Annotated in this window: 14 protein-coding genes; 1 reads left to right on the top strand and 13 read right to left on the bottom strand. The window is 38.4% G+C overall.

What is annotated here, in order from left to right; translation table 11 throughout:
- Positions 1 to 88: 88 nt before the first annotated feature.
- From LVD47_RS00205 to LVD47_RS00215, 3 genes are all read right to left on the bottom strand, one after another.
- A complete protein-coding gene (locus tag LVD47_RS00205) occupies positions 89 to 1,600 on the bottom strand; it encodes a RagB/SusD family nutrient uptake outer membrane protein (RefSeq protein WP_236973492.1) in 1,512 nt (503 codons plus the stop codon).
- Between the two features lie 29 nt (positions 1,601 to 1,629).
- On the bottom strand, positions 1,630 to 5,055 hold the full coding sequence (locus LVD47_RS00210) for a SusC/RagA family TonB-linked outer membrane protein (RefSeq protein WP_236973493.1): 3,426 nt from the start codon (positions 5,053 to 5,055) through the stop codon (positions 1,630 to 1,632).
- Positions 5,056 to 5,164: 109 nt separating this feature from the next.
- Positions 5,165 to 6,235 (bottom strand): FecR family protein, encoded by a 1,071-nt coding sequence (locus LVD47_RS00215; RefSeq protein ID WP_236973494.1) that lies wholly within the window; start codon positions 6,233 to 6,235, stop codon positions 5,165 to 5,167.
- 191 nt (positions 6,236 to 6,426) lie between these two features.
- On the opposite strand from LVD47_RS00215, the gene LVD47_RS00220 reads away from it, so the two are divergent.
- Complete coding sequence (locus LVD47_RS00220) at positions 6,427 to 6,990, top strand: RNA polymerase sigma factor (protein WP_236973495.1); 564 nt, start codon at positions 6,427 to 6,429, stop codon at positions 6,988 to 6,990.
- 80 nt (positions 6,991 to 7,070) lie between these two features.
- On the opposite strand, the gene LVD47_RS00225 is transcribed toward LVD47_RS00220, so the two are convergent.
- The 10 genes from LVD47_RS00225 to LVD47_RS00270 form a co-directional block, all read right to left on the bottom strand.
- A complete protein-coding gene (locus LVD47_RS00225) occupies positions 7,071 to 8,390 on the bottom strand; it encodes a sulfatase-like hydrolase/transferase (RefSeq protein WP_255784983.1) in 1,320 nt (439 codons plus the stop codon).
- Position 8,391: 1 nt separating this feature from the next.
- On the bottom strand, positions 8,392 to 9,954 hold the full coding sequence (locus LVD47_RS00230; protein WP_236973497.1) for an FAD-dependent oxidoreductase: 1,563 nt from the start codon (positions 9,952 to 9,954) through the stop codon (positions 8,392 to 8,394).
- A gap of 1 nt (position 9,955) precedes the next feature.
- Positions 9,956 to 11,482 (bottom strand): sodium:solute symporter family transporter, encoded by a 1,527-nt coding sequence (locus tag LVD47_RS00235; RefSeq protein WP_236973498.1) that lies wholly within the window; start codon positions 11,480 to 11,482, stop codon positions 9,956 to 9,958.
- Positions 11,483 to 11,505: 23 nt separating this feature from the next.
- The gene (locus tag LVD47_RS00240; RefSeq protein WP_236973499.1) at positions 11,506 to 12,705 is read right to left on the bottom strand and encodes an exo-alpha-sialidase; all 1,200 of its coding nucleotides are present in this window, start codon (positions 12,703 to 12,705) and stop codon (positions 11,506 to 11,508) included.
- Positions 12,706 to 12,709: 4 nt separating this feature from the next.
- Complete coding sequence (locus tag LVD47_RS00245) at positions 12,710 to 13,954, bottom strand: exo-alpha-sialidase (RefSeq protein WP_236973500.1); 1,245 nt, start codon at positions 13,952 to 13,954, stop codon at positions 12,710 to 12,712.
- On the bottom strand, positions 13,951 to 15,093 hold the full coding sequence (locus LVD47_RS00250) for an exo-alpha-sialidase (RefSeq protein ID WP_236973501.1): 1,143 nt from the start codon (positions 15,091 to 15,093) through the stop codon (positions 13,951 to 13,953). The genes LVD47_RS00245 and LVD47_RS00250 overlap by 4 nt, the downstream gene beginning before the upstream one ends.
- A gap of 92 nt (positions 15,094 to 15,185) precedes the next feature.
- The gene (locus LVD47_RS00255; protein WP_236973502.1) at positions 15,186 to 16,373 is read right to left on the bottom strand and encodes a M14-type cytosolic carboxypeptidase; all 1,188 of its coding nucleotides are present in this window, start codon (positions 16,371 to 16,373) and stop codon (positions 15,186 to 15,188) included.
- A gap of 13 nt (positions 16,374 to 16,386) precedes the next feature.
- The gene (locus LVD47_RS00260) at positions 16,387 to 17,649 is read right to left on the bottom strand and encodes a M14 family zinc carboxypeptidase (protein WP_236973503.1); all 1,263 of its coding nucleotides are present in this window, start codon (positions 17,647 to 17,649) and stop codon (positions 16,387 to 16,389) included.
- 17 nt (positions 17,650 to 17,666) lie between these two features.
- Positions 17,667 to 19,232 carry a RagB/SusD family nutrient uptake outer membrane protein gene (locus tag LVD47_RS00265; RefSeq protein WP_236973504.1) on the bottom strand — a complete coding sequence of 522 codons (1,566 nt, stop codon included), beginning with the start codon at positions 19,230 to 19,232 and terminating at the stop codon, positions 17,667 to 17,669.
- Positions 19,233 to 19,243: 11 nt separating this feature from the next.
- Positions 19,244 to 22,642: a SusC/RagA family TonB-linked outer membrane protein gene (locus tag LVD47_RS00270; protein ID WP_236973505.1), complete on the bottom strand. Its 3,399-nt coding sequence runs from the start codon at positions 22,640 to 22,642 to the stop codon at positions 19,244 to 19,246.
- Position 22,643: the final 1 nt, after the last annotated feature.

Raw genomic sequence — 22,643 nt, forward strand, 5'->3', positions numbered from 1 at the left:
ATAAAATTTAAGTTTAATTGAAACTTCTAATGAAAAAAGGCCACCCAATTGAGGTAGCCTTTTTTAATGATTTTTTTATAGTTAAAAACTAATAGCCCGGGTTTTGTGGCTCCAAATTGGGATTAATATCCAATTCCGTTCTTGGTAATGGCATTAAATAATCCCGGTTGGGATCAAAATTTTCATGGGGCTCTAATGAATTGGGGCCTTTAAATGCTTCTTCTCCCAATTGCCGTCTCTTGATATCGTACCACCGCTTATATTCAAATGCCAATTCCAACCTTCGTTCTTCCAGTATTAAGTCAATTAATTCTTCTTTTGATATATTATTTGATACATCCGCAGGGAAGTCATTCTGCACACCACCTGCATTTCGCGCTCTTTCCCTAATATCGTTTACATACCCTATTGCTTCGTCGGATGGACCATTTAATTCGGTAAGTGCTTCTGCCGCGATTAATAATACTTCTGCGAATCGAAAACACGAATAATCCGTATCTGCATTCCTTCCATCCGCATTGGCATTGCCTGGGAATCTTCGGTATTTGGCGATATGCGGACGTTGAGTATTTGCATATTCAGTATATGGTTGCATCACTCCCTCAATCAGGGAAGAATCTGCAAAACTAACATGCTTCCGGTAATCACGGTCATCCCATGTATTGTATACAGGCAATGAAGGCACCAATACACTCCAGCCCAATTCGTCTGCACCGCGAATTCCGGTCATAGGTCCCATTAAGTCGTCATCGGCTCCACCGCCTCCACCTTGCTGGCCAACAAATTCTGCAATAAAAATGTGCTCTCTTTTATTTGGTGGACCGGCTACATATAATTCCTGATAGTCTGATAGCAATTCATAATCAAACCGTGATTTATTATCAATTACCCATTTAGCTTCATTGTATGCATTTTGAAAATCTCCCAGTGTCAAGAATACGGAAGAAAGGTACGAAGCAGCCGAACCTTTGGTAGGACGTGATCGTATGCCATCTGTCCTTAGGTCAGGTAACCATTCTTTGGCAAACTCTAAATCAGCAATTATTCCATCGTACACTTCACTTGCAGGAGTTTTGGATAATACTTTGGTTGCTTCCGGATCAGTAACAAAGTAATCGATATAAGGTATATCTCCGAAATTACGGACCAGGTGATAATAACAAAAAGCCCTAATAAACCTCGCTTCCGCCACTAAGGGATTTAGTTCACTTTCGGGACTACTCAGTGACTCTGCTCCGGAAATGGCAGCATTCACCGCGCTAATCGTCTGGTAGAAATATGGCCAAAACCTACTGACCATTCCATTATTGTCATCCATGTCAAAGTCGTTGACCTGTTGTCGTTCTGCAGGTGTTCCCCTGTCCCCGATATCTACCATATCTCCGCGTAACATCAAAGCAGATACGAATTGTCTACCCCAAAGCCGTTCTGAAGATATCCAGGCATAAGATCCTGCAACTGCCACTTCAACGTCCTTGGGAGAATTAAATAGCCCTTCGGGAGATAACAATCCCACTGGCTTTTTATCCAAATCAGTACAATTTGAGAAAAAAGCACAAACAAGCGTTATTAAAAATATTTTTATACTTAGATTTTTCATTGTTTTATCTTTTTTAATGCTAGAATTAATCAAAAGGCAATATTAAGTCCCAATGTATAAGATTTGGCATTGGGATAACTACCGTAATCCAATCCTAAATTCCTATTTCCATCCGCTGCTCCTCCCGTTCTGTAATTAACTTCTGGATCATATCCCTCATAAGAAGTCATTGTAAAAATATTCTGTGCACTAAAATAAATTCGGAGTTTGCTTAGATTAACCCTCGATAAGTATTGTGAATCAAAGCTATAACCCAAAGCGAGGTTCTTCAGTCGAGTAAATGTACCGTCCTTTATCCACCTGGTGGATACCCTTCTCGACCTTCCGGTATTGGCCTTTGGAACATCTGTATTGGTATTATTCGGTGTCCATCGATTGAGCGCATTGGTTGTCGCATTGTTATTACCGGACATCAAATCCAATTCCATCAGCGTATAACTAAGTATATCATTGCCTACAGAACTTTGGAAAAATACGTTTAAATCAAAGTTTTTCCATTTGAAATCGTTATTCCATCCCCAAATAAAATCCGGGTGAGGATTTCCGATAACCATTCTGTCATCACTATTCAAAGTACCATCCGGCTGACCCGTTAATTCGCCATTTTCATTTTTACCGTCAATGTCTTTGAATTTTTCTCCTCCCGGTTCTTGTTCAAAACCGGCGCCGGTAATAAATTGGTCTCCTTCCTGGTAAACTCCATCATATATCCAACCAAAGAAACTACCGACCGGCTCTCCTTCTCTAAGAATTTGAGTATCTCCCAAACCGACCATATGTCCTGGGCCTGACCCGTAATAAATATCATCACCGTTCGGAAGTGAAACCACTTCATTTCTATTATGTGAAAAATTGACATCCATACTCCATTCGAAAGCGCCCGTTAGATTTCGGGAATTAATACTCAATTCAAAACCGGAATTCCGAACCTGACCTATATTTTGAAGTTGGGTTGTATAACCAGAATATTGTGGCAATCTCACACTAAACAGCAAATCTGATGTCAACATATTGTAATATTCTGCTGTAAAAGTTACCCGGTCATTCCAAAATCCGATATCTGTTCCAAAATTAAATTGTCTTGTAGTTTCCCAGGAAAGATTATCATTAGCTACGGATGTAGGTCTTACTGCATTAACAATTTGATTATTTAAGGTAGAAAACACCGGTGAAAACCGAGCCAAAGTCTGATAAGGCGAAATAGCTTGATTCCCTGTTTCCCCGTAACTTACTCTCCATTTCCAAAAGCTAATAAGGTTGGAATTGGCAAGAAAATCTTCCTTTTTCATATTCCACGCAACTGCCCCGGAAGGGAAAAAAGCCCATCTATTATTTTTGCCGAAATTGGAAGAACCATCATACCTCGCATTAAAAGTGAATAAGAATCGCTCGTCCAGCGAATAATTTACTCTTCCGTAAAACGATGATATTACCCATTCAGAAAGTCCAGAGCTAGGTGATTGCCATACAGCGGAAGAACCAAGACCCCAATATGAAAAAGCATCCGTAATGAATGACTGGCCTCTGGCACCCCAGCCCTCGTTGGTTGATTCCTGATAAGAATATCCTGCGACCGCACTTAAGTTATGTATTTCCCCAATATCCTGGGTAAAAGTAAAGTAATTTTCAGTCAGAACGAGAGTGTTTTTTGAAGCACTAATTTCTGCATCACCACCTACATTTCTTCCTTCTGTAACAGTTGTCGGTGAAAACTGGCCCGTTCTGGCGTTATTGGTTGTAGCACCAAAAGAGGTTCGAAACTTCAAATTTTTGAAAATGTCGTATTCTGCAAAAACATTTCCCTGAAAACGATCCGTTGAATTTTCATTTATCAACTGTGTTACAATGGCATATGGATTATCATGCGGATCATTCAGACGCGCTGTGGTAAAGACACCATTGTCATTATAAATCGGTTGATACGGTTCGAATTTAAACGCTGAAGATACTACGCCTGGAGTCAATCCTCCTGATCCTTCTTGTGTCCGGACCCCGTTACTTCCCGATCTTCGTCCAAATAAATTGAGTCCGATTTTTAATTTATCTGTTGCTTGTATATCTATATTACTAGTAACTGACAAACGATCGTAATCAGAATTCAATATCACCCCTTTCTGATCGTAATACGCCCCTGAAACATAATATTTTACATTTTCATTACCGCCTGCAATGGAAAGCTGATAATTCTGGATACCTCCATCCCTAAATATTTGATCTTGCCAATCGGTATTAGAACCAAGGGATTGAAAGCCGGGCCGGGCATCAGAGATATAATCTACAAACTGATCTGCATTTAGCAGATCCAACCTGTTAATTTCATTTTGGAACGAATACGAGGAATTAAAATTGATTTTTGTTTTGCCTGAAGACCCTCTTTTTGTAGTGATCATTATTACTCCATTGGCACCTCGAGAACCATAAATTGCTGTTGCCGATGCGTCTTTCAATACTTCAATCGAAGCAATATCTTCCGGTGGTGGCATGGACCCACCCACAAAACCGTCCACGACAAAAATGGGGTCACTGTTGGCATTAATCGATGTACCACCGCGGATCCGAACTTTCAATCCAGCTCCGGGTGCTCCATTATTGGATTGTATTTGGACACCTGCAGCACGCCCTTGCATAGCTTGCACCCCACTACTCGCAGGATACGCAGATATTTGTTCTGATTTTATGGACGAAACAGCTCCTGTCAAATCGCTCTTCTTTGTCGTCCCATACCCCACAACTACCACCTCATCTAAGGTTTGGAGATCTTCAGCCAATGTAACTGAAATAGAGGATTTTCCTCCAACAGATACTTCCGCTGTTTGGTACCCAATATATGAAAACACCAGAACAGCGTTTTCGTCAACATCTTCCAGCGAAAATTCACCATTAAAATCGGTTGAAGTCCCCTTGTTCGTACCTTTCACTAAAACATTTACCCCAATTAACGGCTCTCCGTTCTGATCTAGAACTGTTCCTGAAATATTGACAACCAGTCTCTTATTATATAATTCATACATAGAATAAGTCCTCAGCGGGTTAATTAACCTCGACTCCCTTGTCACTTCTTTTTCTTTTCTGTCTACAATACCCTGAAAATGGGCGATCATTTTTTTAAGAGACTCTACTCCCTCCTTGGTATCTCTGAAAACGGCCACATATCTTTTATCAAAAATTTGATATTTGAGATTGGTTTGACCGATTACAGAAGATATCGCCGCGTCGACTGTCTCGAATTCCTCGGCATTGTATTTTACCTTCATATCCGAAACCATCTCCTGGTCATAGTTAAAATAAACCCCGAACTTTTGACCCAATAATTGGAAGGCTTCTTCCAAAAGAATCTCATCATTTACATCATCAGGAATATTTGCCTGAATCGGTAATTGGTAAACCATCATTAAAATCCAGCATAACAGCATGGTCGTTTTACCTTTTATTCGAAATAAAAGTTGTAACTTCATCACATCTAATTTGTTATTTAATTAGTAAATAAGGATCAGGTAAATCAGCTTGTCAAAATCGTTCGTCCAAAACACTTTTGACAATTATAATTTTTCAAAAACAAATAGCTTATTTACTTGTCCTTTTTTTTATCATTATTGTATTATTCTTTTCATATTCTATCATTTCCAGATTTAACGTCATTTCAATAACATCCTTGACCGTTTCCCAATTTTCGTATGGCAGTGCCAGGGAAACCTTTCGCTGGATTAGTGAATCTCCATCAATTCTAAAGTGTTTGCCATAGATATCTTCCAGTTCGCTCATTACAATGCCAAATTCCATTTTTCGAAAGGAAAGTGTCCCATCCATCCAATCAACCCAGTCATTAGATATTTCATCCCCTGATTTTGTGAGCAACTTGGTTTCAGAAGAAAAACTAATTAGTTCTCCGGGTTTCATCGTCAAAGTATCCGCCTGAAAATCTACTTTCCCTTGCTCCGGTCTCAAATTTGATGCATTCTTTTTCTTAAATGAACCGCCAGTAAGATCAAGTTTTACCAAACCCCTTTCCAGAAATACGTCTGTTTTTCCCCGACGGCTGGAAACATTAAAAGCGGTTCCCAGCACATTAATCATTAAATCCGAAGTACGCACTTTAAATGGAAGACGTACCAACCCGCCTGTATAATTCATCTCTTTATGGGATACATCGAAATAGGCCTCACCTTCCAATTCTGCAAATCTGATATCTGAGCTTTGCCAATTTTCATCCCAAATTAACCTGGTATTTGCATTTAGGGTGACTGTAGTACCATCATCCAAGATTATTTCTTTCGTCTCTCCGTTTCCTGTCTCGTATACCATGAAGTTTCTTTCTTCTCTTTCCATCCACCAAACCATAGCAATCAATGCCAGCACTGATGCCGCAATAGTCCATTTCCAGACAGAAACTACCCTGCTAACATTTACCTTGGTTTTAGTTTTGTCATCATTTGTCTCAATCAATTGCTCCCAGGTGACTTTCGAAACACTTTGGGACAAATCGCGTTCTTTCCAACCCTCCAGGAAAAAAGCATCTATATCTTCAGGATTTTCAGCCCGATCCAACAGCTCCAACAGTACCTCCCACTCTTTTTGGGTGATTGTTCGATCCAGATATTTTTTTGTCAAATATTTTATACTATCAGCTTTTTTCACACGATTATATTGTTTAGTCCTTTCTATAAGCCAAATAATACACTTAGAAAAAGGCTTTAATTTCATTTATTACCATACAAGACTGGACTTAAACAAAAATGTACCAGTGGAGATGAAAAAAATTACTAAATTTGGGAACTAACTACAATCGTCGTTTATTTGTTTTACACACTACTCTTTGAACAGACAATATGAGTGAAGAAGGTCTAAAATTGTTATTTTACCAATACCGCGACAAAATCTACGGATTCTTTGTTCAATTTCTTGGAGACAGGGAATTGTCAAACGATTTGATGCAAGATATTTTTCTAAAATTGATTCAAAGTAATAGCGAACTTGAAGAAATTGCAGACATGGATGGTTATATTTATCAAATGTGCCGCAACCGGGCGTATGACCATTTGAAAAAAGCATATAGAGACAAAGAATACAGAGATCATTTAGCCTCTCATTTGGATCTCTGGACAAATCAAATCAAACCGGAAGCAGAGAAAAAAATGGATGCAGACCATTACCATGAAATTCTGGAACAGTCCCTCAGTAAACTTCCCGACCAACAGCGACTCATTTTTAATCTTAGTAAAAAAGAAGGCCTTTCCCACAAAAAAATAGCAGAAAAACTAAACCTTTCACCTATAACTGTTCGAAATCACCTTCACCGGGCCATAAAAAAGATACGTGCAACCACCAATCCGGATGTGGATCTGATCATGGTGATAGTGGGGTGGGTTATAGTATGGACATTGGGGAGTTAGGTATTTAGGTTCTTTAGTTCAAAATTTCATGTAAAATGAACGAAAACAGAACCCTTCACAATGATTGGTAGAATTATAATTCATTCAACTTCAGACTCCCAATTCAAAAATTGTTCCTTTAAATTTTGAGCTATAATCGGATAGGTTTTTATTAAATTGTTCGATTCCGTAATATCCATAGATAAATTGAAGAGATAAGTCTCTCCATCTTCAAAGATGTATTTCCAATCTCCCGAACGCACCGCATGGTGTTTTTTCCCTGTATATGCATTATTAAATCGCCAAAAAATTGTTCGATTTGCGATTGTACCGGAATTAAATAAAACCGGAGAAAAATCAATTCCATCAAAATTATTTCGCCCCAACCGAATACCAGCTAAACTCAAAAAAGTAGGTGTCAAATCCATTGTAGTTAAAGTCGTTGTTTCAACTTGTTGTCCCTTGATCTTGCCCGGCCAATAAGCAATGGCAGGTATACGATGACCACCTTCAAAAACATCTCCTTTTTGGCCTCTTAAGGGATAGTTACTCCCTACCCATGAATAGCCCCCGTTATCCGAAGTAATAAAAATTACAGTTTGATCCGACAATTCCAATTCCTCCAGTTTTTCTACCACTTGACCAACACTTTCATCAACTGCTTCCAGCATATCTTTATAAGCCCTTCTGTACTGACTGGCCGGCAGGGGGCCGTACTTGGCATCATGCCAGATCTTTCCCTCCGTTCGGTGAGCCAGGTCGTCGGGCCCCTGAAAAGGGAAATGGATCGCTACATGGGATAAAAAAAGAAAAAAAGGTCCCTTCTTTTGTTCCTCAATAAAATTCAAGGCATGATTTGTTACCAAATCCGTTAAGTAGCCCGGTTCTTCATTGAGTTTATGATTTTTATACCAATCCAATTCTCCAACCCGCGACATATGCGTGTGGTAATCCGGAGAATTATTACTCACCACACTCCGGTTAAATCCCTGGTCATTCGGTCCAAACAGACTAACATGACCTACATGCCACTTTCCAAATACTCCGTTACTATAACCGGCTTGCGCTAAATATTCGGCAAGGGTCTTTTTTGATAAGGGCATCCCTTCCTCCTTATTAAAACCGATGGCACTCTCAATACCGGAACGCTGCTGGTATTGTCCTGTCAAAAAAGCTGCCCGAGTCGGACTGCAAACCGGCCCGTTGGAATGAAAGTCACTAAAGACCATACCCTTTTCTGCCAATTTTTGAATATTCGGTGTTTGATGAATGGCATTCCCATAGATACCCAAATCGCCATAACCCAAATCATCAATCATGATCACGACAAAATTCGGGGGAGATTGTGAATGTACTGAAAAAGAAAACAGTAATAATCCGAGAAACAAAAAGTGTCTTAATCTAAAAATGTAGACATACATATCATTCTGTTTTGATAGGATCGGATAATATCTGTCCTTGGTGTATTAATATCTCCTGAACTGCTTTTACATCGACTGTTCTTGGTGTTTCATGGTTTTGAATACTCACATGTGCCGCCACTCCGGCAGCTTGTCCAAGAGACATCCATGTAGGTTCCATCCGGATGGAACAAAAAGCAATATGACTGGCAGACAATGCGACCGGAACAATGAGTCCTTCAATTTTTTGAGGGATCATCACCCGATAAGGTATCTCATAGGGGCGGGTCAAGTGAGCCAACATTCCCAAATACCCTTCAAGTACCACGGTATCTCCCGGTTGTTTTTTATGAACCGGAAAGCTGTCTACGGGAAACTCCCCCATCGCGATGGTATCACTATGTGCATAAAAGTGGGGAACCTCTTCCGTGATGGCTACATCGTGCTCCGTCAAAGTATATTCACCTACCAATCGTCGTGCTTCCCTAACATAAAGTTGATACGGGAAATGTTCATTATCCGAAAATTCATCCAACGGCCAGTGGTATTGCTGTGCCATTGCCCGATGTTCCGGTAAAATTTCTTCATCATTTTGTAAAAACCAGAGCAACCCCAACGCAATTTCCCGATGCCTTCTTGCAATCTCCAATCGTTGAAAATAATCCCCTTCCACATATCCTTTATTCTCCTCCGGGAAAGGAAAAGCCAGAGGTCTGGGATTAATATTCGCATCTACCTTATTGCCCGGCAAATCCGTCACAGATAATGCCCGTACCATAGTGTCAAAATGTTCCGGATAATACCCCCATCCGTCATGTAAAACGGCTGGAGCAGAAAGCAATCCATTTTTTAAGTCATCAAAATAAGGCGTATATAAATTTCGATCGTAATTCGCTGGTGGTTGGTTCAACACATAGCTATTGTTCGGATCTTTTGTCAAGCACAACCGGTATGTATATGCCGGCAAGCCCTCATCACCTTCTCCTGTGCTACCGGGCAAAATGACCCCTTTTTGATAGTCAAAATATATTTTCCCTGCATGAGGTTCCCCATACTCATGCCTGCTTTCCCTTCCCAGTCTGTACTCAGCTCCTGCTCCGGCATAAAGATCTCCCTCGTAGGTGGCATCAATAAAAACCTTACCAGATAGTAAAAACTGATCTTGGCTTTCGATATTTTCAACCAGGATTTTATCAACCTGTTGATTTTTTACTTTTACTTTGATTAAACGATGATGCTTTAACAACTTAATTTTCCCGGTTTCAGCAATCATTTCTTCCAAAACCACCTCTGCAAGTTTGGGTGTAAAATAATAGCCTTCCCGGCATAATTTTAAATCCATGGAATCTTTCGGATATATGGTCTGGTAAACTTTCCAAACTCGATCTGTAAATTCCCTAAACAATCCCCCGATATATTCCTTTTGCTCTACATCACTTTTACCCAGTCCACTCGTGGTCATACCTCCGATATGTTGTAATGGTTCAATAATTGCCACTGATCTACCCAGTCTAGCAGCCGTAATACCACATGCAATTCCACCCGGAGTTCCACCGAGTATTACAATATCATATTGTTGATTCATATTATTTTATTCTTTCTTTATTCCAAATGGTTAAACCTGTTAAATCTTTCTTTCTTTTCCCCTTTCTGATATACCCCATCGTATAGGCGACTACAATAAACACCCCATTAACCATAGCACCTACCCAGTAACTATGAACGCCTATAATCCATGGCTCCGGTAATACCCCAAGTAAACCCAGTCCCAGGTAAATATTAAATAACACTGCGATCGTCATTCCGACAACAGCACTTAATCCATCTACTTTATTCGTAAAAAATCCAAGTAAAAACAATCCCATTAAACAACCGCCAAAAACGCTGGTCACTATGAGACTGATATCATTCATACTTTCTTTTTCAATTTGACTAAATGTAATGGCACCCATTATGACCAATACTGTTACGACAGCAGCTATACGATGAGCAGATTTTAAATAATATTGGTCGGATTTATTCTTCGAAAGCCAGGGCTTCATCAAATCAACCACAGTCACAGTTGAAATAGCATTGACACCTGAATCCATTGTACTCATGGCGGCTGCTATCACTGCCGAAATAATGATACCGGAAACTATCGGTGGTAATTCGGAGAATATAAAATACGGTAATATCTGATCGGATTCTAACTGGGAAATAACTGCATTAGGATGTACTTGATAAAACACAAATAATGCCGTCCCTATTAAAAAAAATAGCGTCCACATCGGTAGGGCTATAGCTGAATACAAGAGGGTAGCCTTTTGTGCTTCTCGGGTTGATTTTGCTGACGCATAACGCTGAACCATATTCTGGTCTCCTGCATAAATACCTAACCAATTAATAATACCCAGAATCAGTACGGTATAAAAAGTACGTTCATTTAGATCAAACCGCATTTCCCCCAAACTAAACTTATCGAACGATTGCCCCATCTCAATAATAGCAGAAAATCCACCGGGTACGTCCCATACAATCCAAGTGATACAAATTATTCCTCCTAATAATAAAATAATAGCCTGCAAAACATCCGTCCATATAACGGCTTCAATACCCCCTAAAATCGTGTATATTCCAATAAAAACGCCGGTCGCAATAATAACCCACACTATGGAAATACCTGTAAGAAATTGAATAACCAGAGAAACCAGAAATAATATTTGTGCCATCCTGATCAACTGCAAAATGATAAAACTTACGGTACCGTACATCCTCGGAATTTGCCCATAGCGATCACCGAGATATTCAAAAGCGGAGGTTAGATTTCCCCTTCTAAAAAACGGAATGAAAATAATGACAGCAATGACAGCGATAAAAGGGACCACCAGGTTGACCGATAATTGCCGCCAATCCAAAATAAATGCTGCAGCAGGTAAAGCCAAAAAAGTAGCAGAACTGACAATTGTACCCAACATTGAAAGACCAATAACCCAGCCGGAAAAGGAGCGATTTCCAACAAAATAATCTTCTGTAGTTTTATTTTTTCGAGCAAAATAAAAACCCGCCAGTAACATACCTACCAGGTAAATCAAAACCGTCACCACATCGGCTGTTCTAATTTCAATATTCATCCAATGGATTTTAAAAGTCTAATTTAATTAGATGTTTTCACCAATTGATCAATTGCTGATACTGGAAATTTCAACACCTCTACAGTTTGTTTCGCACCGGCAAAAGCAACTAAAATTTCCCCTTTATGTTCCATTACATGAGGGTAATCGATATGTCGATCACCCACTAGATATCCCAGCGTATGAAAAACCAGACCGTCATTACTTACAGCCAGGGTAAGTGGGTCCCTTTTTTCAGGATTAGAGTTTGATACAAGAATATAGCGACCATCTTTCAGCCGCAGTCCACTAAATTTTGACCGGGCATCCGGAAAATTTGTTTTCACCGGAGCTGACCAGGTTCTTCCATTATCAGAGGAAAAAGCCCGATACAAATAGCCGCTTCGATTATTGTCTCTGAAAAAAGCTACCAGATTGCCATCGGGTAAAATCAACCAATACGGTTCTTCAGCTGCCAATTCACTACCTTTATACCCAATCAGTGGAATATCTTCCCATTTGTCAAATCCACTAACTCCACCAATTAGGATATGGACATTGGCAGTACTATCTCTACGGGTCATCATCCATTCTCCGGAAGGTAATTGTTTTGGCGAAAAATTATTCATGGCATTATCCATCAATAATCCTTTGTGTTTCCATTTTCTTTTCCGCTTCGATTCCAATTCGAATGCGTGTAATTGAAGCCCTTTGCCCCGGTACCCTTTGCCATAATATTGAGTAACCAAGGCCAATAACTTTCCATCACGAATCCAGAATCCCCGGGCAATCCATCCGTGACCATCTTTGGGTGCACCTGCTAAACTTCTTGGTTCACTCCAATGGAGACCATCTTTACTGGTAGAAAAAGAAACCAACTGACCGGGCAAGTCGTGCCCCGGAACCTTGCCCCGATGTTCCATTGCTGAATAGTCCCTGGGATCACCCACACCATCACTCCACATCGCCCAATACAAGCCCTTATAGTGAATTAAGTAATTGTGTTGATGAACTTTTCTACCCCAGGCATATCGTACATCGTTAACCACAGCATGCTCTGATTCAATTTCCGGTAAAGCTGCAAAGTCAATATCATGTGTATTTTCAGGAATATTTCCTCCTTTTAGCATCAATCCTGATTCCGGATTTTGTACGGGATCAGGAAAATCCATATTTTGACACAAGGCAAGATTGAATATACCACCGTATATTAAAAGGCCAATAATTCTATATGCACTTTTCATATTGCTATTGTTTTGTTGGATAATTTTTCATATCCAATTGATCCAAATCTGAAATTTTAATTTTGAGCACTTCAATTTTTTGCTTGGTTGAACCCGCAAATGCAATAAGAATATGCCCATTATGCTCAATCACATTAGGGTAATCTATCTGTCTCCCCCCTTTCAAATACCCCATTTTGTTGAAGACAATACCATCATCTGATATGGATAACGCAATTGGGTCTCTTTTTTCAGGATTGGGATTGGAAACCAAAATATATCTTCCATCACTCAACCTCAAACCGTGAAATTTGGACCGAGCATCCGGAAAATTAGTTTTGACCGGCTTGCTCCAGGTACGGCCATTGTCCGTAGAAAAGGCACGATACAAGTAACCGCTTTTTCGATTATCACGAAAAAGAGCCATAAGGCTTTTTCCGTCTGGCAACACCCACCAATAAGGTTCTTCAGCCGACAATTCACTACTGGTTCCCAAGACCGGAAAAACCTCCCAATCTGATTTTGACGTTAATCCACCAACCATAAAATCCACTCCTCTTTCTTTGTAATCGTAAGATCTTCGGGACATCATCCATTCACCGGATGGTATTTTCTTCGGTGGAAAATTGTTGATGGCATTGTCCAAAATTTGGCCGTCATCCTCCCACATTTCCGTTGATTTATTGAAAGTAAACGATCTCAATTCCAGACTTGGACCAAAAAAGCCTGCCGCTTCATCTAAAGAAGCCAGGGCCAATAGTTCACCGTTCCGTAACCAAAATCCTCTCGCAATCCAACGCATTCCTTTTTCAGTCCGGGTATTGTAAAATTCCGAATTCGGACCCGAACCAGGGGGATATGGTGTAAGCAATTTCGGCTCCGTCCATGTTAACCCATCCGGACTTGTAGCATATTTAACTACTTGCCCAACGCGATCTTCTACTCCGGGACCATCACTCCACATTAACCAAAATTTACCGTCGTGGAAAATCAAATAATTATGTTGATTAACCCCACCGGATAAATGATGGCCGGAAAAAGTATATTTTTCATCTCCAGGTTTCCCCTGAACATTACTGACCACTACATGTTGTGAAGGGATCACAGGTAACTTGTCAAATTCTATATTGTGCGGGTGGTCAAACCACTTACCCTGAAACATGAGGGGAGATTCGGGATTTTTCATAGCATCAGGATAAATTTTGGAACTACAGCTATTTAACAAAATTCCTAAAATCAATAATAAGAGATAAGTCGAGATTCTATTCATTCTATTTTACTTTTGTAAGATTTCATATTAAATAATTCTATATCAGACATCTTAATTTTTAATACTTCTATTTTTTGCTTTGTAGAACCAGAAAATGCAATAAGAATATTTCCGTCATGTTCTATCGCATGTGGATAATCTAATTGGAATGGGGGTCTTTTTCCCACTAGGTAAGCCATTTTATGAAATGTCACTCCATCTTTACTAACTGATATAGTTAATGGATCCCTTTTTTTAGGATTTGGATTGGAAATTAAAATATAATTACCATTTGATAATCGTAAGCCATAAAACTTAGAAGCCGCATCCGGGAAATTAGTCTTCACTGGAGTTGACCAAGAGCGTCCATTATCCACTGAAAAAGAACGATACAAATAACCACTTTTTCGGTTGTCTCTAAATAATGCCATTAATGTTTGACCATCTGGCAAAATCCACCAATAAGGTTCCTCAGCAGATAATTCACTATTAGTTCCTAGTACAGGAAAAATTTGCCAATCATTCTTGGATTTCAATCCACCAACCATAAAATCCACGCCTTTCTTTTTATATTCATATGACCTTCTCGACATTACCCATTCACCAGTTGGAATCTTTTTGGGAGGAAAGTTATTAATTGCATTATCATAAATTAACCCTGCATCCTCCCATATATCCGTTGACCTATTCCACTTAAAGGCTCGCAATTCCAAACTTTCACCAAAAAATCCATTGGCCTCATCTAATGCAGCTAACGCTAACAACTCCCCATTATATTCCCAAAACCCTCTAGAGATCCATCGCATTCCCAAATTTGACCTTGTATTATAGTGTGGAGATATTGGTGTTGAATTCGGAGGATAAGGTGTAATCATTTTAGCGGTTGACCAATGCTCTCCATCTTTACTAGTAGAATATTTCACAACTTGCCCCACCCTATCTTCGACACCGGGTCCATCACTCCACATTAACCAATACTTATTGTTATAAAAGTGCAAATAATTATGCTGATTAACACCCCCACTTGCTTTCGGATTATAATCAATACTTGAAGTATCACTACCTCTTACATCACTTACGACTGTATGTATCAATGGGATTGTAGGCAATTCAAAAAAATCGATCGTATGAGGATGAGCAAACCAATTTCCTTCAAGCATTGCCCCAGATTGAAGATTTTTTAACGAAGTACATGAAAAACAAAAAGATATCAGGAGAAATAGCACTAAAACCTTAACGAATTTAATTTTCATTATTTTAGTGGCTTAGAATTAATAAAATAATTTGACATTGCTTTCCCAAGAGAAATTGCTTCGGAGCGATATCCCATATGTGTGCTAAATGGAGTATTCATATTCACCTCCAATGTAAATGCAATGCAATGGTCATTAGTATTCAACCAGACCCATTCATGAGACGAACTACTATTTTTCTTATCCCATTCGCGCTCACTATATAAGATTTGTATCATCGATTCAGTTTTTTTTGTTTCAGTTGTCATTAACTCGGAGTTTAGAGATTCAAAAAACATTTGTCGATTCTTTTTTTGTTTTTCATAGGGTAAATACCGTTCAAAAGGGGTCAAAAAAAATGGATTACTTTTCGAACCAGGTCCGTGGAATCCAATAAACAAATCCATTAAATTATCCTCCGCTAATTGTTTTAAATGCGCTTTGATTGCTCTAATTTCCTCCCATAAATGCGGTTCATTGTGCCAATTCATCCAATGGTCATATGGTTTTTGATATTTACCTGTTCGACCTTCGACTACTGCATCTACATCAATGATAGGAACAATATATATATCTGCTAATTGTCTAAGAGCATTGGCTCTTGGATCATTGGAAACAAGCCAAATGGCTAGTTCGTGAAGCACCCAACTACTTCCTGATTCAAAAGCATGAGCTCGAGCTTGCAACCAAATTCCAAAGCGAGGCTGTTGCAAGGCATGATACTTCATTGCTCCAACTTTTCTATTTTTCTTAGTGCGACATAATTCAAATTCCTCAACTCCTGAAGCTCGACTACACAAATTCATTAATTCCATAGCATGGTCAGGTGTATAAGGTAAATCATAAGCGAAATAAACTTCTGAATTCCAAATTTTATGCGAATATTCGAAATACTCTGCTCCATCTATACTAATTTCCCTTCCTATATCTGTTAATGCCCATGTTTGTTGATCATAAGAGAAAAATGCTTGCGGACTAATACCGTCAATTTTCGGATTCCCAATCACCAATCGCAAAATAACATTAGTTCCAGGATCAATCCCTTCTAATTTAAAATACCACCACACCTGACTCCAACTTGCTTGGCCTTCATTATGTGGTATAATTTCAATGGACAATGGATCTCTTTGCACAATTTCCACTTTCCCACCACCACTCTCAAAGTCAGTGCGAACCCCAATTGATTGATTATTTTGTTTTTCTTTCATGTTCTGTTCCGACTTACTTCTTATGTGATCCGTTGATAAAATAATTTGCAATGGCTTTACCTAATGTGATAGCCTCCTGGCGAAAACCTTCCCGAGTACTCAATACTGTACCCATATTTACCTCTAATGTTAGATTAATAACTGATTCTGTAGTATTTTGACCTACCCAGATATTAGAAGAATCATGATTCTTTGGATCGTAATCTCTTTCACTGTAATAAAATTGATCCATCGATTGGGTATTCTCTTCCATTTGGTTAAAAGATTGAGCCTGAAGGACCTGAAAAAAACTCCTTCGATTTTTCCGTTGCCAATTAGAGGTCAAATTCTTCTCCATGGGCACTATAAAATATGGATGACGCTGATTTCCAGGGCCATGGAAATCAATAAATAAATCCAAATTATTTTTTAACGTTCGATCTTTTAATTCTTGTTTTATCCTATTCACTTCCGGCCAGTGATTCTTTTCATGGCTCCAGCCGCGATTATGGTCATAGGGCCTTTGATTTTTCCCGGTCCGACCTTCCTCAATAGCATCAATATCAATAATAGGTAAAATAGTAATCTCTGCTATTTTTCTAAGATTAGAAGCCAATGGATCCCTTGAAACCAACCATGATGTCAACTCATGTAAAACCCAACTGCTACCTGCCTCAAAGGAATGAGCTCGAGCTTGTAACCAAATTCCATATTTTGAATTTGAATTCGTAGAATTTAATTGGATAGCAGGAAGGTGTCTTCCTTGTTTGGATTGACAAAAGTCGAGGACTTCAATGTTTGGTAGGTTCTCTAAAACAGGCAACAATTCTAATTGAAGTTCTGACAATCGATACGGCCTATCATAAGAGAAAGATACCGTTGCTCCTCGAACGATATGCGAAATTTTAGTAAAAACAGAATGCTCAGAACTTACTTCATTACCAGAACTGGTTAAAGCCCAATTTGTATCATCATAACTATAAAAAATGCGTTCTGAACTTCCCGCACCCTTTTCTATGAATAACGTAATCTCTGATCCAGGATTAATCCCTTCTATTTTAAAATGCCACCATATTTTAGACCACCCACCGTTGTTCTGATCATGTGGAATAACACGAATAACTAAGGGATCTGTTTTCTCCACCATTATTTTGCCTCCTCCATTAGGAAATTCAGTAGTTACTTTTATAACAGGTATCAAATCATCAGACTTATATAACTGAGGCATTCTTGGACTAAATATGGCTAAAGAAGTTCCTATAGTAGAAAGCTTTACAAATATTCTTCTATTAAGCATAGTGTAACTTTAAAATACTACCAAGCTGGATGCTGTTCTAAATTTTCAGCCCGATCAATTGCGTCTTGAGGTATAGGCCATACATAGTTCTTTTCTGGATTAAAAATCCTGGTTTGTACATCTTTATATGGCAAAAGTGAATTTCCTTCTTCATCTTTAGGCAAATCAACCCAATTTGATAAATCCAAACTTTTTATATTTCTATTTAAAACGTCTTCTGCAATCCCCCATCGAAGAATATCAAAATACCTCAATCCTTCAGCAGCTAATTCCACTCTTCTTTCATTTCGAATAAAGTCACGGAGAGAAGCTTGATCGTTATATTTCATCTGATCTACATCCGGCATACCTGATCTTCTACGAATTTGGTTCAGCGCATCGTAAATAGACTGATCCGGTCCGGATACCTCATTCTTTGCTTCTGCATACATCAATAAAACATCCGCATATCTGAAAATAATCCAATTAACATATGAATCCCAAAAATTATTTTCTAAGTCAGCTACATATTTTAAATAATATAAATATGTAAATGCAAATCTTGCTTCGGAACCCGTAAAATCTACAGTTGCTCCATTGTAATCGAGTCCCTGATAAATAAAGGTATGATAAAACCTAGGATCTCTATTATTAAACGGATTAGCTGCATGTTCTGGATTGTTCCAATCAAAGGGAGATCCATCAGCCATTTCAAAACTTTGTTGCAATTCATCAGTTGGCAAAATTAATGCATAACCACCTAGATTTACAGGTGCATACCTTCTCACAATTCCCTGACCAGGGTGTGTATTAACATTTTCTGCATATTGATATGCTAAAATCACTTCGCTCGTCTGATTATTAAATGCGGACAAAAACACTTCCTCAAAATTTGGGTGAAGTGAATATTGGTCTAAATCAATTATTTCTTTAGCTGTAGAAGCTGCCTCGTTCCACTCATTATTATACAAATGCAACCTCGCTTTTAAAGCTAATGCCGCTCCTTTTGTGATCCTTCCTGTTTCACTTTCCGGCCATTCCAAAGGTAATTTCTCAATAGCCAAGTTTAATTGATCAAAAATATAACGTAACACTTCCTCCTTACTGCTTTTGGAGATATCACTTTCCTCAATCCCTAAAGGACTGGTAACTAATGGTATATCTCCATACAAAGTTACCATCCGATAATATTGATAAGCTAACATAAAATGGACTTGACCAGATAACTCGTCTAATTTAGCTTGCGAAATATTTGGAACATCCTTGATATATTCAAAAAACTCTAAACTTAATCGTATATCTCTGTAATCCCAATATGAACTAACATGAGGATCATTAGTATCATACAAACCGTTGGCAATGCTATTCGCTCCTGAACCTGCCCGACCATAAGCATTGTCGCTAAAAGCTTCAAAAATAGATTCTTCAACTCCTCCAAGACCAATATATAAATTATTGACCCATAATTCAGCCTGTTCTTCGTTTTCCCAGAAGGTGTCTAAAGAAGGGGTATCTAAAGGAGATCTTTGTAAAAATTCATCATTACATCCTAAGATAAAAAACAATAATGCAAAAAATGGATGTCTATATACTATATGTTTCATAATTTCTTAATTTACAAATTAATATTTACACCAAAATTAAAAAGTCTTGAAAGTGGATATCTTGATTCTAATTGACGGATTCCTAGACCTGTAGCCATTTCCGGATCATACCCCAAATATTTAGTAAATGTTACTAAGTTTTCAGCACTCACATACAACAAAATATTATTAATGTTAAGACTTGGTAATTTCTCAGAACTTATGGTATATCCTACTTGTAATTGTTTAAGTCTAAAATAAGAAGCATCCTCTAACCAAAAACTTGAAAATTCTTTATTAATTCCTACTAGAGGTCCTCCTCCTACCCTAGGACTTGGAAACTGCGCATCTTTATTTTCTGGTGTCCAATAATCCAAATGATAAGATCTTACTGTTGTTATTTCCCAAGGACGAGTTATAGCATTATGTTTCATTACCCCTTGTCCAAATGCAATAAAATTAAAGTTCTTAAAATTAAAATTTAACCGGACTCCATAAGGCAATCTAGGATCTGATCGACCTAACCTCACACGGTCATCGCTATTAATCACGCCATCGTTATTAGCATCCATATATTTAATATCTCCGGCCCCAACCTCTGGATTCTGAGTTGCACTATTGCTCACTTCCTCTTCGGATTGAAAAAATCCTAAAGCTTTATAACCATACCATTCATCCATAGTATAATCTTCTTCTGAAATGGTATAACCTGATATACGCGGACTGATGCCCCCCATACTCACAATGTTATTCTTTGAATCCGAAACTTGAAAACTTATACCATAACTAAAGTCTCCTAAAGTATTTCTATGTCTTAACTCAAGCTCCCACCCCATATTATCAACCTTTCCAGCATTTTGAACAGGCTCCGGTTGACCGAAAGTAGTAGGCAAAGGCAATTGTAACAATATATTCTGCGAATTTTCACTAAAGAAATTTAAATCAAATTCTAAAAGATTGTCGAAAATGCTTCCTTCGAGTCCAAAATTTATCGCTTCCTTTGTTTCCCAGGTCAATAAAGAATTGGGTGCTCCAGCTGTACCAACTGCTCTTTGGGGAGAACCATTAAAAAAGTAAGCCGACTGTGCCAATCGATTTGCAAATGGATAAAAGCCAACATTCTGATTTCCCACTTGCCCCCAAGCTAACCTTAACTTCAAAAATGTTAAAACTGTATTGGAATTCAAAAACTCTTCATTGGAGACCACCCATCCTGCAGAAAAAGAAGGGAAAAAACCCCACCGTTTATCCTCTACAAATCTTGAAGAACCATCATATCTTGCTGAGGCTTCTAATAAATATTTGTCATTGAAGGAATAATTTACCCTTCCAATATAAGATTCCAAAGCCCAATCTGACGCTGTACCGGATATCGACCAAAAGTTAGGATCACTGCTACCTGCATCTACAACAAAAATATTGTCCGTTAAAAAGTCTCGAGTACCAATTCCCTCACTAGTTGTCAAATACCATTCTCTGGTAACCCCACCTAGTAAAGAAAGTTGGTGGTTTTCAAATAATTTTTCATAATTAAGGAAAAGGTTTACATTCTGAAGCGACTCATCTAAATAACTAATATCAAGGAAATTATCAACCGATTCTACAGCTACTTTGTCTTGATCGATAGGATCATAAACCTTTAAAATATTCCGATAACTCCGAACTTTCTCCTTTGTTCCAACAATACCATAACTTGCTGAAAAATCCAATTCATCCCAAATATTATATGTTATTTTAAAATTTCCATTTAATCTACTATTTTTATTTAGAGATTGTCCCCCATCCTCGGATAATACTGCCATGGCGTTACCACCTTGAGTATGGCTTGGTTCTTGAAGCCATTTACCATCTTCAGATAGAAACGGTTCCGTTTTAGGAGTTGCATATATAAACCTTAAGGATGACCATCCTGAACTTGGAGATATACCCTTTGAAGGGGAGTATCCTCCGCGTACATCTATTTTTAATCTTTCACCTATGTTAAATACTTGATTTAATTGAAAATTTAATCTCTGGTAATCTGTATTTATAACAATGCCATCTTGTTTTAAGTAACCAACAGACATGTAATATTTATGAAGATCCGTACCTCCAGATATACTTACATTATGGTTACTTTGCATGGCTGAATTAATTAAATATGCATCCCAATCATAGTCTTTCCATTCACTACTCGAAAACCGTTCCAGGTCAGAATCACTATAAAAAGGACTTGAACCATCATTGAGTAAAGCTAAATTCCGCATGGTGGCATAATCGAAAGCAGATGGCTTTTCAGGCCATCTTGTAGGGTCTTGAATACCAAAAGTACTTTTCACGCTTATTTTTGGTTTCCCACTTATTCCCGATTTTGTAGTTACCAAAATAACACCTCCAGCAGCACGTGACCCATATATTGATGCTGAAGCAGCATCCTTCAGCACACTGATACTTTCAATATCATTAGGGTTTATCTGATCCAATGAAGAAGGTATACCATCTACTAATGTTAAAACAGGATTACTTGTAAACGTACTGGTTCCCCGGATTTTAAAATCAATTGCCTGGTTTCCAGGTTGCCCTCCTGTTCTCACAACATTTAACCCAGATACCTGACCTTGCAGCGCCTCTTCTACAGAGGCAATTGGCCGATTCTCTAATTGGTCCGCTTCGATTACACCTACAGCACCTGTCAAATTCACCTTCTTTTGTATGCCGTAACCGACAACGACTACTTCGTCCAGAGTCTGGGAATCCTCAAGTAATATAATTGTTATCTCCCGTTCCCCATTTAAAGTGACTTCCTGAGTCTGATATCCTATATATGAAAAAATAAGAACAGCATTTTCATCGATATCTTCTAAGGTGAAATTTCCATTGAAGTCTGTAGATGCCCCTTTATTGGTTCCCTCTACAAGAACATTAACTCCAATCAAAGGTTCTCCATTTTGATCAGTAACTTTTCCAGACAAATTAATTACAAGGCGTTTATTATATATTTCCCTGACTGAATACGTTTGTAGGGTGTTGACTATTCCAGACTTTCTATCTACTTCTTTTTCTTTTTTATCAATAATTCCCTGAAAGTGTTCTACCATCTTTTTCAGTGATTCTACCCCTTCTTCCGTATCTCTGTAAACGGCTACATATCTCTTGTCAAAAATCTGAAATTCCAGATCAGTTTGCTCCAACACATAAGATAGTGCATCTTCTACATTCTTGTACTTTTCCGATTCATACTTAACCTTTACAGTGGATACCACTGATCTGTCATAACTAAAAAACACACCGTATTCCCGGCCTATTTGCTGGAACGCTTCTTCTAAGAGTACTTCATCATTATGCATATCATCTAATGCAAACCCAATTGGCACCTGATACACCATAAGAAAAACCCAACACAAAAGCATAAGCGATCTACCTTTTATTCGCGATAAAAGTCTTACCTTCATT

The sequence above is a fragment of the Membranihabitans maritimus genome (assembly GCF_021729145.1).
Classification (GTDB): Bacteria; Bacteroidota; Bacteroidia; order Chitinophagales; family Saprospiraceae; genus Membranihabitans; species Membranihabitans maritimus.

Bases quoted from the DNA above. Each gene is read 5' to 3' on its own strand.
- LVD47_RS00205 (WP_236973492.1), bottom strand. From the start codon at position 1,600: ATGAAAAATCTAAGTATAAAAATATTTTTAATAACGCTTGTTTGTGCT.
- LVD47_RS00210 (WP_236973493.1), bottom strand. From the start codon at position 5,055: ATGAAGTTACAACTTTTATTTCGAATAAAAGGTAAAACGACCATGCTG.
- LVD47_RS00220 (WP_236973495.1), top strand. From the start codon at position 6,427: ATGAGTGAAGAAGGTCTAAAATTGTTATTTTACCAATACCGCGACAAA.
- LVD47_RS00225 (WP_255784983.1), bottom strand. From the start codon at position 8,390: ATGTATGTCTACATTTTTAGATTAAGACACTTTTTGTTTCTCGGATTA.
- LVD47_RS00230 (WP_236973497.1), bottom strand. From the start codon at position 9,954: ATGAATCAACAATATGATATTGTAATACTCGGTGGAACTCCGGGTGGA.
- LVD47_RS00235 (WP_236973498.1), bottom strand. From the start codon at position 11,482: ATGAATATTGAAATTAGAACAGCCGATGTGGTGACGGTTTTGATTTAC.
- LVD47_RS00240 (WP_236973499.1), bottom strand. From the start codon at position 12,705: ATGAAAAGTGCATATAGAATTATTGGCCTTTTAATATACGGTGGTATA.
- LVD47_RS00245 (WP_236973500.1), bottom strand. From the start codon at position 13,954: ATGAATAGAATCTCGACTTATCTCTTATTATTGATTTTAGGAATTTTG.
- LVD47_RS00250 (WP_236973501.1), bottom strand. From the start codon at position 15,093: ATGCTTGAAGGAAATTGGTTTGCTCATCCTCATACGATCGATTTTTTT.
- LVD47_RS00255 (WP_236973502.1), bottom strand. From the start codon at position 16,373: ATGAAAGAAAAACAAAATAATCAATCAATTGGGGTTCGCACTGACTTT.
- LVD47_RS00260 (WP_236973503.1), bottom strand. From the start codon at position 17,649: ATGCTTAATAGAAGAATATTTGTAAAGCTTTCTACTATAGGAACTTCT.
- LVD47_RS00265 (WP_236973504.1), bottom strand. From the start codon at position 19,232: ATGAAACATATAGTATATAGACATCCATTTTTTGCATTATTGTTTTTT.
- LVD47_RS00270 (WP_236973505.1), bottom strand. From the start codon at position 22,642: ATGAAGGTAAGACTTTTATCGCGAATAAAAGGTAGATCGCTTATGCTT.